The organism is Rhizobium ruizarguesonis, from assembly GCF_017357285.1.
Taxonomy (GTDB): Bacteria; Pseudomonadota; Alphaproteobacteria; order Rhizobiales; family Rhizobiaceae; genus Rhizobium; species Rhizobium ruizarguesonis.
Map to the genome: position 1 here is coordinate 2,801,626 of NZ_CP071678.1, position 13,474 is coordinate 2,815,099.

Consider the following 13,474-nt stretch of genomic DNA (forward strand, 5'->3'; position numbering starts at 1 on the left):
GAACAATGGTGGCGCTCGATATCAATGAACACGGGCTTTCGTCCGGGGCCTGGTTGAGCAAACTCAAGGGCGCCACCGGCCCGCTCGTGGGGCTGCTCGCGCTGTGCGTCTTCCTGAGCCTCAGCACCGACACGTTTCTTTCGGTTCGGAACGGTCTCAACATCCTCGATCAGATCACTGTCCTCGGCATCATGGCCGTCGGAATGACCTTTGTCATTCTGATCGGCGGCATCGATCTCTCCGTCGGCTCGGCACTCGCTCTTGCGATGATGGTCATGGGCTGGACTGCGAATGTCGCCGGCCTGCCGCTGCCGGTCGGGATCGCTTTTGCTCTGGTCGCAGCGGGCCTTTCGGGGCTGATCGTCGGACTTCTGGTGACGCAGTTCAGGGTTCCAGCGTTTATTGCCACTCTTGCGATGATGTCTGCGGCTCGCGGCGTCGCGAATATGATCACGGACGGCCAACAGATCGTTGGATTCCCCGACTGGTTCATGATGCTGGCAATCGATCGCCATTTCGGCGTGTTGACAGCCACTGTGTTTCTCATGCTTGCGGTTGTTCTTGCCGCGTGGCTTTTCCTGCACTTCCGGTCCGAAGGTCGCATGCTCTACGCGGTGGGAGGAAATCCCGAAGTCGCACGCCTGGCCGGTATCAACGTCCCGCTCGTGACGATAGCCGTCTATGTCGTGAGTGCCGTCCTTGCGGGGCTCGCCGGCATCGTGCTCGCCGCGCGGCTGGATTCCGTCCAGCCGTCCAGTGGTCTGGGCTATGAACTGGACACCATCGCTGCGGTCGTCATCGGCGGGACTTCGCTCTCCGGCGGCGCGGGCGGCATCGGTGGAACGCTGATCGGCGTTCTTATCATCGGTGTGCTTCGCAACGGTCTCAACCTTCTCAACGTCTCGCCCTTCCTGCAGCAGGTGATCATCGGCATCGTCATCGTGCTTGCGGTCGGCGCGGAGACCATTCGTCGGCGTCGCGCCTGACGAGCGAGGTCCACCGCGTTGGCGGGCCCGGAATTCCGCCCCAAAAATTTGGGTCGGATCAATACCCCGAGGGGGAGGACATACCCGAGGGTTCCATCAAACAACGGAGGAAATACAATGAAAATAGCGCGCACCATGCTCGCATCTGCTGCACTGCTGGGCCTCATGCTCGGGCCTGTACATGCTGCGGAACTGAAGAAGCTCGGCCTGGCCGTTGCCAACCTTCAGGCAAACTTCTTCAACCAGATCAAGCAATCGGTCGAGGCCGAAGCCAAGAAGCGCGGCATCGAAGTCATCACCGTCGACGCAAAGGGCGACGGGCCGACGCAGGTCAACCAGATCCAGGATCTTCTGACCCAGAAAATCGACGCGCTGATCTACATTCCGGCCGGCGCGGCTGCTGCGACCGTTCCGGTCAAGCTCGCGAAGAGCGCTGGTATTCCGGTCGTGAACGTTGACCGCAACGCCGAGGGAGCACCCGGCGATACCTTCCTTGCAACGGATTCCGTCGCGTCTGCCAAGGCCGTGTGCGACTACATCCTGAAGGAAGCCGGCGGCAAGGGGAAGATGGTCATCATCCACGGCCAGAAGGGCACGACGCCGGAAGTCGATCGCTCGAAGGGCTGCGCTGAATCTCTCAAGGCATATCCGGACGTCAAGGTTGTCGCCGAACAGTTCTCGAACATTTGGAGCCAGGACGAAGGCTTCCAGATCATGCAGAATATGCTGCAGGCAAATCCTGACGTTTCCATCGTGTTCGCACAGGCCGACGGCCTCGCACTTGGCGCCGCGCAGGCGATCAAGGTCGCCAATCCGTCGCAGAAGATCGTGGTTGGCGGCTTCGATGGCGACACCGCGGCTCTCGAAGCGCTCAGCAAGGGCGTCTTCAACGTAACGGCGACACAGCAGACGCAGAAGATGGGCCGCGATGCGGTCGAAAATGCCGCCAAGCTTGTCGCGGGAGAAAAGGTACCCCCGGTGCAGCTTATGGATGCCACGCTGACAACCAAGGAAAACGTCGCAGGCTTCATCGCCAACCATCCATAATGAAGTTGAGGTCTTGAGGAGGTGTGCCGTGTCTGATCCAGTTCTTTCCCTGAGGGGCATATCCAAATGGTATGGGCCGCTCCAGGTTCTGAAGAATGTCAGCTTGGACGTTTATCCGGGCGAAGTGGTTGCACTCCTCGGTGAAAACGGAGCGGGCAAGTCAACGCTATCGGGCATCATCGCCGGGTCACGCACGCCGTCCGAAGGATCAATGACATGGCTGGGGCAGCCTTATGCCCCGGCCACCCCAAGGGAAGCGATCGACAAGGGCGTTGTCCTGATTCATCAAGAGCTGCAGCTTCTGCCGCAGCTGTCGATCGCGGAAAACGTCTTCATCGGACGCTGGCCGATGAAGAACGGCGTCGTCGACCGCGCCCAGATGGTTCGCCGGGCCCAGGACCAGCTTGCTCGCTTGAACCTTCACATCCCCGCAACGCGGACGGTCGCCGGCCTTTCCACGGCAAATCAACAACTCATCGAGATCGCCAAGGCGCTGGCTCTCAACGCAAAGCTCCTGATCCTCGATGAGCCGACAGCCGCCCTTGGCGGCGCGGAGACGGAAGCTCTCTTCGAACAGGTTCGGAAGCTTCGGTCAGAAGGCGTCGGCATCGTCTACATTTCCCACCGCATGGAAGAGATCAAGCAGATAACCGACCGGATCGTCGTTCTTCGTGACGGGGAGCGGGTGCAAGAATTCTCAGACAGCGCGACCCCGGTGCGAACGATTGTCGAGAGCATGGTCGGGCGCCCGCTTGACCGCCTGTTCCCTACCCTGCCGGTGCCGACAGATCGTCCGGTACTCCAGGTATCCGGGCTGAGCTCGCCGGACAACTCGTTCCGTGACGTTACCTTCGAGGTGCGGGCCGGGGAAATTCTGGGGATCGCCGGATTGGTCGGCGCCGGCCGCACCGAACTGGTGCGCGCGATTTCGGGAGCAGATCCAATCAGTGCTGGTTCGATCAAGCTGGAAGGCGAGGAACTGAGGCTGCGAGATCCGGCGGACGCGATCGCCAAGGGTATCGTGATGGTTCCGGAAGACCGCAAGGAGCAGGGCCTGATCGTCGGGCACCGGATCAGCGAGAACATTATCTACGCCAATCTTGACAAACTGGGCGGTGGTTGGATCACGCCGCGCATCAAGCGCTCGTTTGCAGAAAAGGCAGTTGCCAAGTTCGGCGTAAAGGGCCGTGCTGAACAGCATGCCTCGGACCTGTCCGGCGGTAACCAGCAGAAGGTCGTGATCGCGAAGTGGCTGATGCGCGATCCCAAGGTCGTCGTACTCGACGAACCGACGAGAGGCATCGACGTCGGCGCCCGAGCGGGCATCTACGACATCATCGTCAATCTTGCCAAACAGGGCGTGGCGGTCATCGTCGTAAGCTCAGACCTCGAAGAAGTTCTCGGAGTCTCCAATCGCATTCTCGTGCTTGCGCAAGGCAAGCAGGCGGGGATTCTCAATCGTGACCAGGCAAATGACGTTTCGGTCATGGAGCTAGCCACCATCTAAACAGACAGAGAAAGGAAGAGCGGTGTCCGACATCACTCTGAACGCCCCGAAGCTTTTCGATCTCAGCGGCCAGGTTGCCATCGTTACCGGAGCCGGCAGCGGCATTGGTCAGCGCATTGCCATCGGCCTCGCGCAATGCGGCGCCGACGTGGCGCTGCTCGACCGCCGAACCGACGACGGATTGGCCAAGACGGCTGAACATATTCGCGCCGCCGGCCGCCGCTCGATCCAGATCGCGGCGGATGTCACGAGCAAATCTTCCCTTGCAGATGCCGTAGCACGTACCGAAGCGGATCTCGGCACGCTGACGCTTGCAGTCAACGCTGCAGGCATCGCCAACGCGAACCCGGCGGAAGAGATGGAGGAGGATCAATATCAGACGTTGATGGATATCAACCTCAAAGGCGTCTTTCTTTCCTGCCAGGCAGAGGCTCGCGCCATGCTGAAGAATGGACGCGGCTCCATCGTCAACATCGCTTCCATGTCGGGCGTGATCGTAAACCGGGGGCTGAGCCAAGCGCACTACAACGCCTCGAAGGCGGGCGTGATCCATATGTCGAAGTCCATGGCGATGGAATGGGTCGACCGCGGCATTCGCGTCAACACCATCTCGCCCGGATACACGGCAACGCCCATGAACACCCGTCCGGAGATGGTCCACCAGACCAAGCTCTTCGAAGAGCAGACGCCAATGCAGCGCATGGCAGCGGTCGACGAGATGGTGGGTCCGGCGGTGTTTCTGCTGTCGAATGCAGCAAGTTTCGTGACCGGCGTCGATCTTCTCGTCGACGGCGGTTTCTGCTGCTGGTGAGGGCGAGGCGAAAGCTCATTGCCGGCAACTGAAAAATGAACGGTCTCGCTTCCTCCCTGGCTGAGATCGAGGCGCTGAAGGGAATAACGGGCAAGACGGCGTGCGATATCGTCGTCTGCCCGCCCTTCACGCCGATCGAACAGGCTCGGGCGTCGTCATCGGCGCTCAAGACTGCCTGAATTGGCGACAACCGGTTGAGCTCCAATAATGATCGCATGGTAGGTCGCGCCCAGATTTGCTGTTTATCGACGGACAAGGAAAGAGCATGAAACGCTTTGAGCAGAAGACGGTCGTCATTACCGGAGGCAGCCGCGGCATCGGCGCTGCTATCGCAAGACGTTTTGCGCGCGAAGGCGCCAATCTCGTCGTCTCGGCCAACGAGGACCTGGTTCACGGCGTTGCCGAACAGATCCGGGCCGACGGCGGCAAGGCGATCTCCTTCATCGGCGACGTCACCGACAAGGCGAGCGTCACCGCCCTCTATGATGCCGCCGAGAAGGAATTCGGCTCGGTCGACGTCTCGATCCAGAACGCCGGCGTCATCACCATTGCCCGCGTCGAGGACCTGACCGAAAACGAGTGGGACAAGGTCATGGCCGTCAACACCAAGGGCGTCTTCCTCTGCGCCCAGGAGGCGATATCGAGAATGCGCAAGCACAAGCGCGGCGGCCGCATCATCAACACCGCTTCCGGCCAGGCCCGTGACGGCTTTATCTACACGCCGCATTATGCCGCCTCGAAAATGGGCGTCGTCGGCATCACCCAGAGCCTGGCCAAGGAAGTCGCGACCGAGAAGATCACCGTCAACGCCTTCTGCCCCGGCATCATCGAGACCGACATGTGGGCCTATAACGACCAGGCCTGGGGCAAGCTGCTCGGCAACTACGCCCCCGGCGAGTTGATGAAGGAATGGGTCGAGGGCATCCCGATGAAACGGGCCGGCTCCGGCGAGGATGTCGCCGGCCTGGTTACCTTCCTCGCCAGCGACGACGCCGCCTATATCACCGGCCAGACCATCAATGTCGACGGCGGCCTGATCATGTCCTGATGCATGTCGCCCAAAAGTGCGCAGTGGTTTTGGGACAACGACATGCATGGAAGGATCAAAGCACCAACGAAGCACGGAAGGCGACCCGGTCGTCGCCTCCGTGTGAACAGTGTGTCCATCGGCGTTAGGGCAGCTTTGCATTTTTGCCGGGTCGAGTGACCTTGCCATCCGCCTGTTTTTGATCCTATCTTTGAAATGTTCTCAGGGCGGGGTGTAATTCCCCACCGGCGGTATCAGGAGCAATCCTGGAGCCCGCGAGCGCTTCCGGCACCTCCTGTCGGAAGGTCAGCAGATCCGGTGAGATGCCGGAGCCGACGGTATAGTCCGGATGGAAGAGGACAACACGGGCAGTCGCACTCCATCCGGGAGTCGGCTGACGTTTGTTCGCCCAAGGGCAGAAGGCTCGCTCACGGATTGAGCCGAGCAGACCATGTCAGTCCGCTGACATAACCCTTGAAAGGCCAGACAGCATGACTATCGCAAGAATTGAAGATGCCATATCAGCCATTGCCAGCGGCAAGATGGTCGTCGTCGTCGACGACCAGAACCGGGAAAACGAAGGCGATATCGTGGTCGCGGCCGATGCCGTCACCCCGGAAACAATCGCCTTCATGATGAACCACGCCCGCGGGCTCGTTTGCATTGCCATGGAAGGCGAGCGTCTCGATGCACTCGATATCCCGCTGATGGTGCCCAATAACACGGAATCGCACAAAACCGCCTTCACGGTCTCGGTCGATTATCTCAAGGGCACGACGACGGGCATCTCTGCGGCGGACCGCGCCGCCACCGTCCGCGCCCTCGTCGACGATCGCACAAAGCCCGACGAATTCGCCCGCCCCGGCCACATCTTTCCGCTCCGCGCCAACCCCCGCGGCGTGCTCGGCCGCCCTGGCCACACCGAAGCCGCAGTCGATCTCGCCCGCCTCGCCGGAAGGATCCCCGCCGGCGTCATCTGCGAAGTCGCCAACGACGACGGAACCATGTCCCGCCTGTCCGAACTCACGCTCTTCGCCGAACGCCACAACCTCCCCCTCGTCACCATCGAGGATCTGGTCGCCTATCTCGAACGCCAGGCGGCAAGAGACATACGCGAAGTCGCCTGATCGACGCCTTAGTTGCGGCGGCATAGCCCGCCGCAACTAAGAACGCCGAAGCGATGACCGTGACGGCACTGTCCCTTGCTCGCCCTATGTCCGGCTGATCGAAACGCCGCCATCCGCCAGCATTGCCGTGCCGGTCACGAAGCTCGACATGTCGGAGGCGAGGAAAAGCGCTGCATTGGCGATCTCTTCGGGTTGCGCCATGCGTTTCAGCGCATGCAATCCCTCCACGAAGGCGAGCACTTCCGGCGTGGCATCGGGCGCGTTGGTGATGCTGGCGGGTGTGTCGGTGCCGCCGGGAAGCAGTGCGTTGACGCGGATCTTCTGCGCTCCGAGTTCAGCGGCGAGCACCTGCACGAAGCCGATCAAACCCGCCTTGCTCGCCGCATAGGCGGCCATGCCCGGCATGCCGACGGTGTGACCGACGAAAGTCGAGGTGAAGATCAGCGATCCGCCGCCTTTTCCCATCGCCGCCGACTGGTACTTGGCGCCGAGGAAGGCGGCGGTGAGATTGGTCTCGATCGTCTCGCGCCAGCCCTCCAGCGACAGCCCGGCAACCGGCCCCATCTCACCGAGGATGCCGGCATTGTTGAAGGCGATGTCGAGCCGGCCGAAACGCGAGACTGCCGTTTCGACGAGTCTTGCCTGCAGCGCCTCATCCTTGACATCGCCTGATATGGCGACGGCCTGACCACCCTCCGCCTCGATTTCGGCGATGACGGCATCGAGCGCGTCCTGTCGCCGGCCGGTGACCACGAGCTTGGCGCCTTGCCGCGCAAAGAGTTTCGCCGCCGCGCGGCCGATGCCGGAGCTTGCGCCGGTGATGATTGCGATCTTGTCGTTGAGAAGTGTCATATCGATCTCTCCTTCGTTGTTGCGAGATCTGAGATGCTCAAACATCAGGCGATGCAGCCACCCGTTTCCCGCGCAGGAGGAGAAAAACGCCTATGGCCCGAACCGGCAGCGCGACGGCGCGTCCTCATCGACGCGTTGATTGCGGCGTCGGAACTGTCGGAATTCAGCTTATAAAACGGAGATTTGCCTGGACTTCCACCCACACGCCTGCGTTGACATCGGCGCCATTGTGCACCGCGTCATCGATTTATGCTTGGTGTGACATTCATCCGATTCCCTTGATGCATCTTCGCGACTAAAAGGAGCGCACAGGTAACGGGAATCTCTTCATGCCGCGGTCACGCAATACTGAGGGCGCCATCTATATGAGCTTGGCGATGGCCGGCTTTTCCGCGAGCGACGCCCTGTCCAAATCGGTGATCGCCTATATGAACGCCGGCGAGATCATGTTTCTGCGCGGCCTCTTCACCAGCCTGCTCGTCTATCTGATCGCCTGGAAAATGGGCGCGCTACGCTCCTGGCGCATCATGCTGCAGCCGATGATCATCTTCAGGATCATCTGCGAGACGCTCTCCGCCGTCACCTATATCACCGCGCTCGGCATGATGCCGATCGCCAATGCCTCGGCGATCCTGCAATCGCTGCCGTTGGTCGTCACCTTCGGCGCTGCCCTCTTCTTCGGCGAGCCGGTCGGCTGGCGGCGCTGGTCGGCGATCCTCGTCGGCCTCGTCGGCGTGATGATCATCATCCGCCCCGGCCCTGAGGGATTCACTGCCGCCGCCCTCCTCTGCGTCGCCGCGGTGCTGACGACGGCCGGCCGCGATCTCGCCACCCGGAGCATCAGTCCGGAGATTCCCTCGCTGATGATAACCGTCATCACCGCCATATCAGCCTCCTTCTTCGGCGCGCTGCTCATTCCGGCGCTCGGCGGCTGGCAGCCGGTCAGCGCTAACGCGCTTGGGCATCTCGTGCTCGCCTCGGTGCTGGTGCTCGTCGGCTACCAGTCGGTCATCCTCGCCATGCGCACCGGCGAAATCTCCTTCGTCGCGCCGTTCCGCTATACCAGCCTGATCTTTTCCTCTCTGCTCGGCTTCCTCTTCTTCGCCGAAGTGCCTGACAGCTGGACGCTCGTCGGGGCTGCGATCGTCATCGCATCCGGCCTCTATACATTCTATCGTGAGGCCAAGCGCCGTGTGTCGCCGATCGCGCAGGAATCCGCGCCGCGCGCGCCGGTCTGAGGAAGGATGATGGCTGAATTCTCGCTCGACAGATCTGATATAGCAGGCGTCGTATTGGCCGGCGGCCGCTCGCAACGCATGGGCCGCGACAAGGCAGGCGTGATGCTTGGCGCCGAGAGCCTGCTCCACCATGTGCTGACCCGCCTCTCGCAGCAGACCCCGCTCGTCGCGGTCAATGCCGATGCCGCCGCCGAGGGCGTGCCTGTCGTTCCCGACCGTTTTCGCGGCAAGGCCGGACCGATGGCCGGAATCCATGCCGCCATGGTCTATGCCGCCGGCCTGCCCTCGATCACCCATGTCGCCACCGTCTCGGTGGATTGCCCGTTCTTCCCGGCCGATCTCGTCGCCCGGCTGGCGGCAGCGGTCGAGCACCCTTCGCAGATCGCCATTGCCGCCTCCGAGGGCCGCAGCCATCCCGTCTTCGGGCTCTGGCCGGTGACGCTGGCCGCCGATCTCGAAGCCTGGATCGCCACCGACGAGAAGCGCCGCGTACGCGACTTCCTGTTGCGGCATGACGTTACGGAAGTGGCGTTTCCGCTGCATCCGACCCGTGCCAGCCTGCTCGATCCCTTCTTCAACATCAACACGCCTGATGATCTCGTCGAGGCGGAACGCTGGCTGGAGGCCCTTCGCGCATGACCGCACCGAAAATCTTCGGCATCGCCGGCTGGAAGAACTCAGGCAAGACGGGTCTCGCCGTCCGACTGGTGACGGAGTTCACCCGCCGCGGCTACAAGATCTCGACGATCAAGCACGCCCATCATGATTTCGACATCGACAAGGTCGGGGCCGACAGCTATCGCCACCGCCAGGCCGGCGCCCACGAGGTCACCATCGTCTCCGGCACCCGCTACGCCATCATGCACGAACTGCGCGGTGCGCCGGAACCTGAGTTCAAGGAGATCCTCGCCCGTCTCGCCCCCTGCGACCTCGTGCTGATCGAGGGCTACAAGCGCGAACCGATCCCGAAGATAGAGGCCCGCCGCCTTGAGGCCACCAATCGTGAACCGTTGGCGCCGAGCGATCCCCATATCTGCGCTATCGCCGCCGATCATGCCGTCACGGATACGGCCCTGCCGGTCTTCGATCTAGACGACACAGGCGCCATCGCCGATTTCATCGCTGACATCGTCGGCCTTGGACAGGCGAGGCTTTGAACCACCTGCATCGCCGCCGGATCTAAGAAGCGGAACCGTTTCGCTCGCCATCGCCTTGGCGATTTCCTTGGCAAGCTGAGCCTGATCATAGGGCTTTGCCAATCTCGGAAGATCGATATCGGTGCCGGCAGGAAGATCGGCGTAACCTGTCGCCAGCACGATCGGTAACCCCGGATGAATGTCCCGCGTGGCCTGGGCAAGCTGTGCGCCGGTCATGCCAGGCATCGAATAGTCGGTGATGACAAGGTCGAAATGCTGACCGCTGATCAATTCCAGCGCCTGCGCGCCGGAATTTGCCTCGACGACCTCGTGGCCGAGATCTTCAAGCATCTCGACCGAACTCATGGCGATCAAGGCATCATCATCGACGAGCAGGATCTTCAGTCTGGATGCAGCTTGCGGGACGGGCCGCTCCGCCTCGGCTGGCCGCTCGGGGCGCCGTTCGGTCGCCGGAAGCCACAATTCGGCAATCGTTCCCACTCCAAGCTCGCTTGTCAGACGAAGTGCGCCATTGAGCTGAACGGCAAGTCCGTGGATCATCGATAAGCCCAGGCCCGTGCCCTTTCCGAGTTCCTTGGTCGAGAAAAACGGATCAACCGCCTTCTTCAGCGTCTCCGCGTCCATGCCGGTGCCGCTGTCGGCCACCGCCAACACAAGATAGGCGCCCTTGTCGAGAGCGCCGTCATCGCCGGCCACCTGCTCCTCACGCAGCGATATGGACAGCGTCCCGCCATCCGGCATCGCATCGCGGGCATTGACCGCAAGGTTGAGCAGCGCCAGTTCGAGCTGGTTCGCATCGACCAGCGCCGGCGGCAGGGTTGCCGGCAGGATGGTTTCGATGCTGATCGAGGATCCGACCGAGCGCCGCAGCAGGTCGTTCATGCCGGAGACCAGCTCGGTCAGATCGACGGGCTTGACCTGCAGATCCTGCTGTCTGGCAAAAGCCAGCAGCCGCTGCGTCAGCGCCGCCCCGCGCCGCGCACCCTGAATCGCCCCGTCGACCAGACGCGTCGCCTTGGCATCTCCGCCAACGTGCTTGCCGAGCAACTCCAGATTTCCGAGAACGACCATAAGCAGATTATTGAAATCGTGGGCGACGCCGCCGGTCAGTTGGCCGATCGCCTCCATCTTTTGCGATTGGCGAAGCTGCTCCTCGGCCCTTTCGCGCTGGGCGACTTCCTCGAGCAGGGTCTGGTGAGCGGCGTTGACCTCTTTGGTCCGTTCCCTCACACGTTCTTCGAGGGTTTCATTGAGCCGCCTCAGATTTTCCTCGATGGTCTTTCGGACGGTGGTATCAGAGCAGACGCCGACGAGTTTCCTCGCGGAACCATATCTGTCGGAATAAAGCTGCGCGTGGACCTCGGTCCAATGCAGCGATCCATCCGGCCAGATCGTCCTGTGCTCGATGGAATAGTCGCGTCCGGTATCGATCGTCTGGCGCAGGCGTGCCAGCACAAGATCCCGGTCGTCGGGGTGGATGCTTGCGATCAGATCGTCGCGCGTGACATCGTCATCCGGCCCTCGACCGAAGATTGCCTTGCAGGTCGCCGAGGCCGACAAGGCCATCGAGGACAGCTCCAGCTCCCACGCCCCGAGACGACCGGCGGCGAGCGCCGTCTGCAACCGTCGCTCTCCCTCGCCCAGAGCTTCAAGCCTGGCTTGCGCTTCGTATTGGCGCAGGCGTCCCTTTAATGCGGTCCGGGCAACGCTGATGAAGGAGGTCGCATGGAATGGCCTTTCCAGGAAGGTGACGTTACCAAGAACCTCGGAAAGCCTTGCAGCGGCCGGATTTCGTTCAGGCCCGCCGCCACGTGTGGTGAGTACGATGAAGGGAAGATCCGACCAGCTCGGCTGGGCCGAAACCCAGGCGGCAATCGGCTTGAGATCGCTCGAGCGAACGGCCTCTTCCGTCAAGACGCCAAGCGCGATGTCATCGCTGAGCGATGACGCGAACATAGACAGGTCAGTGGCAGCAATCGATGCCAATCCGGCCTCATCGACCAACGATCTCGCCACCCAGGCATCGCGACCGACGGGGGTGTAGATCAATGCTTTCGGTTTGCCGGAATTAGGAATTGCCGCTATCCCCGCCATCGGTCGCGAGGAGCGGCGTTGAGGTCGTGACAAATTCTGGAACGCCGCGAAGCACGCCCTGGAACCCGACGAGAGGATCGCCGAACCTCAAGCCGGAAGCGTCTATGCGATACTCCCGGATGGTATCCTCGTGAAAGCCGGTTCTCTTCTTGATCACCGAGACTGCTCGCCGCACCTTTCCCGCCGCCTCGAAGTAACGCAGCAGAATGACGGTATCGGCGAGATAGGTAACGTCGACAGGCGCCTTCATGTCACCAACCAACCCGTGCTGGGCAACGGTAAGAAAGGTGTTGGCGCCTTGCCTGTTCAAATATTGCAGCAGCTCATGCATATGAAGGATCAGCGAATTCTCATCCGGCATCGAAGCTTGATAACCGTTGATACTGTCGATGATGACGGTTTTCGCATCCGACTTGTCGACGCAGCTGCGCACACGGTGGGCGAATTCGCCCGGCGACAGTTCGGCGGCATCGAGCTGTTCGATGTGGATATGACCGGCGTCCCGCATGGCTTCGAGATCTATTCCGAGCGCCTTCAGCCGCGTGAAGAGCAGGCCCAGCTCCTCGTCAAAAATGAAGGCCGCCACTTTCTCGCCGCGCGCGACCGCAGCCACCAGGAATTGAAACGAGAACGTGCTTTTGCCGGTGCCGGCAGGACCAAGGATGAGCGTGCTGGAACCTCGCTCGAGGCCACCTCCCAGAAGAAGGTCCAGTTCCGCAATATTGCAGGAAATCTGATCGCGGGTGTAGCTCGACCTGTGTTCGGCGGCGACGAGCCGCGGAAAGACGATAACGCCGCCAGTCTGGATGATGAAATCGTGATAACCGCCGCGGAAGGCCTGACCGCGATATTTTATGACCCTTAGACGTCGGCGTTCGGAGCCGTAGTTCGGCGCCATCTCTTCGAGATGGATGACGCCGTGTACGACGCTGTGCACCGTCTTGTCGAGCACGTCGGAGGTCAGATCATCGAGCAGAAGGACTGTCGCGCCTTGTCGGGCAAAATAATGTTTGAGCGCAAGAATCTGCCGGCGGTAGCGCAACGAGCTCTGCGCGAGCAGCCTTATCTCCGACAGGCTGTCGAGAACCACGCGACGTGGCTTGATCCGCTCGAAAGCGGCAAAGATTTCCTTTGTCGTCTCTCCGAGTTCAAGATCCGACGAATAAAGCAGGCTTTGCTGCTGGTCGGCATCCAGCAGGCTTTCCGGAGGCACGACCTCGAAGATCTCGATATTGCCATCGATCACCATGCCATGCGATGCGGCACCGGCCCGGAGTTCGCTCTCGGTTTCCGAAAGGGTGATGTAGAGCCCCTGCTCGCCGAGCCGTGCACCCTCGATCAGGAACTGCAGCGCAATCGTCGTTTTGCCAGCTCCCGGATTTCCCTCCAGGAGAAACACGTGCCCCGGCGAAAGGCCCCCCGCCAGAACTGTATCCAAACCGGACACGCCGGTCCGAGCTTTCGTGGCAGGTGCCGCAGTATTCATTCACTGTTTCCTTCAATTTCAAGTGTGAATTAGCGGCGAGTGAAGGAATGTCAAATTACTGGCAGGCATGATTTCTTTCCGGCAAGAGGCCATCACCAGTAGCTCGGACATATGCCTGTCCGGGCGGCCCGAAACGGTGGGC

Annotated in this window: 13 protein-coding genes and 1 riboswitch; of the genes, 10 read left to right on the forward strand and 3 right to left on the reverse strand. The window is 61.4% G+C overall.

Going from position 1 to position 13,474, the window contains the following annotated elements; all coding sequences use genetic code 11:
• The first annotated feature begins 5 nt into the window (after positions 1-5).
• The 7 genes from J3P73_RS13875 (at position 6) to ribB (ending at position 6,505) form a co-directional block, all read left to right on the forward strand.
• A complete protein-coding gene (locus J3P73_RS13875) occupies positions 6-986 on the forward strand; it encodes an ABC transporter permease (RefSeq protein WP_003540274.1) in 981 nt (326 codons plus the stop codon).
• 117 nt (positions 987-1,103) lie between these two features.
• On the forward strand, positions 1,104-2,033 hold the full coding sequence (locus J3P73_RS13880) for a sugar ABC transporter substrate-binding protein (protein WP_003569108.1): 930 nt from the start codon (positions 1,104-1,106) through the stop codon (positions 2,031-2,033).
• A 28-nt stretch (positions 2,034-2,061) separates the two neighbouring features.
• Positions 2,062-3,540 (forward strand): sugar ABC transporter ATP-binding protein, encoded by a 1,479-nt coding sequence (locus tag J3P73_RS13885; protein WP_020397342.1) that lies wholly within the window; start codon positions 2,062-2,064, stop codon positions 3,538-3,540.
• A 22-nt stretch (positions 3,541-3,562) separates the two neighbouring features.
• Positions 3,563-4,351 (forward strand): SDR family oxidoreductase, encoded by a 789-nt coding sequence (locus tag J3P73_RS13890; RefSeq protein WP_018068651.1) that lies wholly within the window; start codon positions 3,563-3,565, stop codon positions 4,349-4,351.
• Between the two features lie 35 nt (positions 4,352-4,386).
• Complete coding sequence (locus J3P73_RS13895) at positions 4,387-4,530, forward strand: hypothetical protein (RefSeq protein WP_163856946.1); 144 nt, start codon at positions 4,387-4,389, stop codon at positions 4,528-4,530.
• Between the two features lie 86 nt (positions 4,531-4,616).
• The gene (locus J3P73_RS13900; RefSeq protein WP_024321891.1) at positions 4,617-5,399 is read left to right on the forward strand and encodes a glucose 1-dehydrogenase; all 783 of its coding nucleotides are present in this window, start codon (positions 4,617-4,619) and stop codon (positions 5,397-5,399) included.
• Positions 5,400-5,592: 193 nt separating this feature from the next.
• Positions 5,593-5,743: riboswitch (FMN riboswitch) on the forward strand.
• Positions 5,744-5,869: 126 nt separating this feature from the next.
• Complete coding sequence (gene ribB, locus J3P73_RS13905; protein WP_018068649.1) at positions 5,870-6,505, forward strand: 3,4-dihydroxy-2-butanone-4-phosphate synthase; 636 nt, start codon at positions 5,870-5,872, stop codon at positions 6,503-6,505.
• Between the two features lie 84 nt (positions 6,506-6,589).
• Here the strand turns inward: ribB and J3P73_RS13910 are convergent, their stop codons facing one another.
• Complete coding sequence (locus tag J3P73_RS13910) at positions 6,590-7,357, reverse strand: SDR family oxidoreductase (protein ID WP_026170641.1); 768 nt, start codon at positions 7,355-7,357, stop codon at positions 6,590-6,592.
• Between the two features lie 329 nt (positions 7,358-7,686).
• Between J3P73_RS13910 and J3P73_RS13915 the strand changes: the two genes are divergently transcribed.
• The 3 genes from J3P73_RS13915 to mobB are packed head-to-tail and all read left to right on the forward strand — an operon-like array spanning position 7,687 to position 9,752.
• The gene (locus J3P73_RS13915) at positions 7,687-8,595 is read left to right on the forward strand and encodes a DMT family transporter (protein WP_018068647.1); all 909 of its coding nucleotides are present in this window, start codon (positions 7,687-7,689) and stop codon (positions 8,593-8,595) included.
• Between the two features lie 9 nt (positions 8,596-8,604).
• Entirely contained in the window at positions 8,605-9,234 is a 630-nt protein-coding gene (gene mobA / locus J3P73_RS13920; protein WP_130691924.1) for a molybdenum cofactor guanylyltransferase MobA, read from the forward strand.
• Complete coding sequence (mobB, locus tag J3P73_RS13925) at positions 9,231-9,752, forward strand: molybdopterin-guanine dinucleotide biosynthesis protein B (RefSeq protein WP_018068645.1); 522 nt, start codon at positions 9,231-9,233, stop codon at positions 9,750-9,752. Before mobA ends, mobB begins: the two co-directional genes overlap by 4 nt.
• On the opposite strand, the gene J3P73_RS13930 is transcribed toward mobB, so the two are convergent.
• Positions 9,684-11,846: a PAS domain-containing hybrid sensor histidine kinase/response regulator gene (locus tag J3P73_RS13930; RefSeq protein ID WP_018068644.1), complete on the reverse strand. Its 2,163-nt coding sequence runs from the start codon at positions 11,844-11,846 to the stop codon at positions 9,684-9,686. The genes mobB and J3P73_RS13930 overlap by 69 nt on opposite strands.
• On the reverse strand, positions 11,821-13,332 hold the full coding sequence (locus J3P73_RS13935) for an ATPase domain-containing protein (protein WP_018068643.1): 1,512 nt from the start codon (positions 13,330-13,332) through the stop codon (positions 11,821-11,823). The genes J3P73_RS13930 and J3P73_RS13935 overlap by 26 nt, the downstream gene beginning before the upstream one ends.
• Positions 13,333-13,474: the final 142 nt, after the last annotated feature.

What these genes read in the sequence shown, in the direction of transcription:
- J3P73_RS13875 (WP_003540274.1), top strand. Translation starts at nt 6, where the DNA reads ATGGTGGCGCTCGATATCAATGAACACGGGCTTTCGTCCGGGGCCTGG.
- J3P73_RS13880 (WP_003569108.1), top strand. Translation starts at nt 1,104, where the DNA reads ATGAAAATAGCGCGCACCATGCTCGCATCTGCTGCACTGCTGGGCCTC.
- J3P73_RS13895 (WP_163856946.1), top strand. Translation starts at nt 4,387, where the DNA reads ATGAACGGTCTCGCTTCCTCCCTGGCTGAGATCGAGGCGCTGAAGGGA.
- J3P73_RS13900 (WP_024321891.1), top strand. Translation starts at nt 4,617, where the DNA reads ATGAAACGCTTTGAGCAGAAGACGGTCGTCATTACCGGAGGCAGCCGC.
- ribB (WP_018068649.1), top strand. Translation starts at nt 5,870, where the DNA reads ATGACTATCGCAAGAATTGAAGATGCCATATCAGCCATTGCCAGCGGC.
- J3P73_RS13910 (WP_026170641.1), bottom strand. Translation starts at nt 7,357, where the DNA reads ATGACACTTCTCAACGACAAGATCGCAATCATCACCGGCGCAAGCTCC.
- J3P73_RS13915 (WP_018068647.1), top strand. Translation starts at nt 7,687, where the DNA reads ATGCCGCGGTCACGCAATACTGAGGGCGCCATCTATATGAGCTTGGCG.
- mobA (WP_130691924.1), top strand. Translation starts at nt 8,605, where the DNA reads ATGGCTGAATTCTCGCTCGACAGATCTGATATAGCAGGCGTCGTATTG.
- mobB (WP_018068645.1), top strand. Translation starts at nt 9,231, where the DNA reads ATGACCGCACCGAAAATCTTCGGCATCGCCGGCTGGAAGAACTCAGGC.
- J3P73_RS13930 (WP_018068644.1), bottom strand. Translation starts at nt 11,846, where the DNA reads ATGGCGGGGATAGCGGCAATTCCTAATTCCGGCAAACCGAAAGCATTG.
- J3P73_RS13935 (WP_018068643.1), bottom strand. Translation starts at nt 13,332, where the DNA reads ATGAATACTGCGGCACCTGCCACGAAAGCTCGGACCGGCGTGTCCGGT.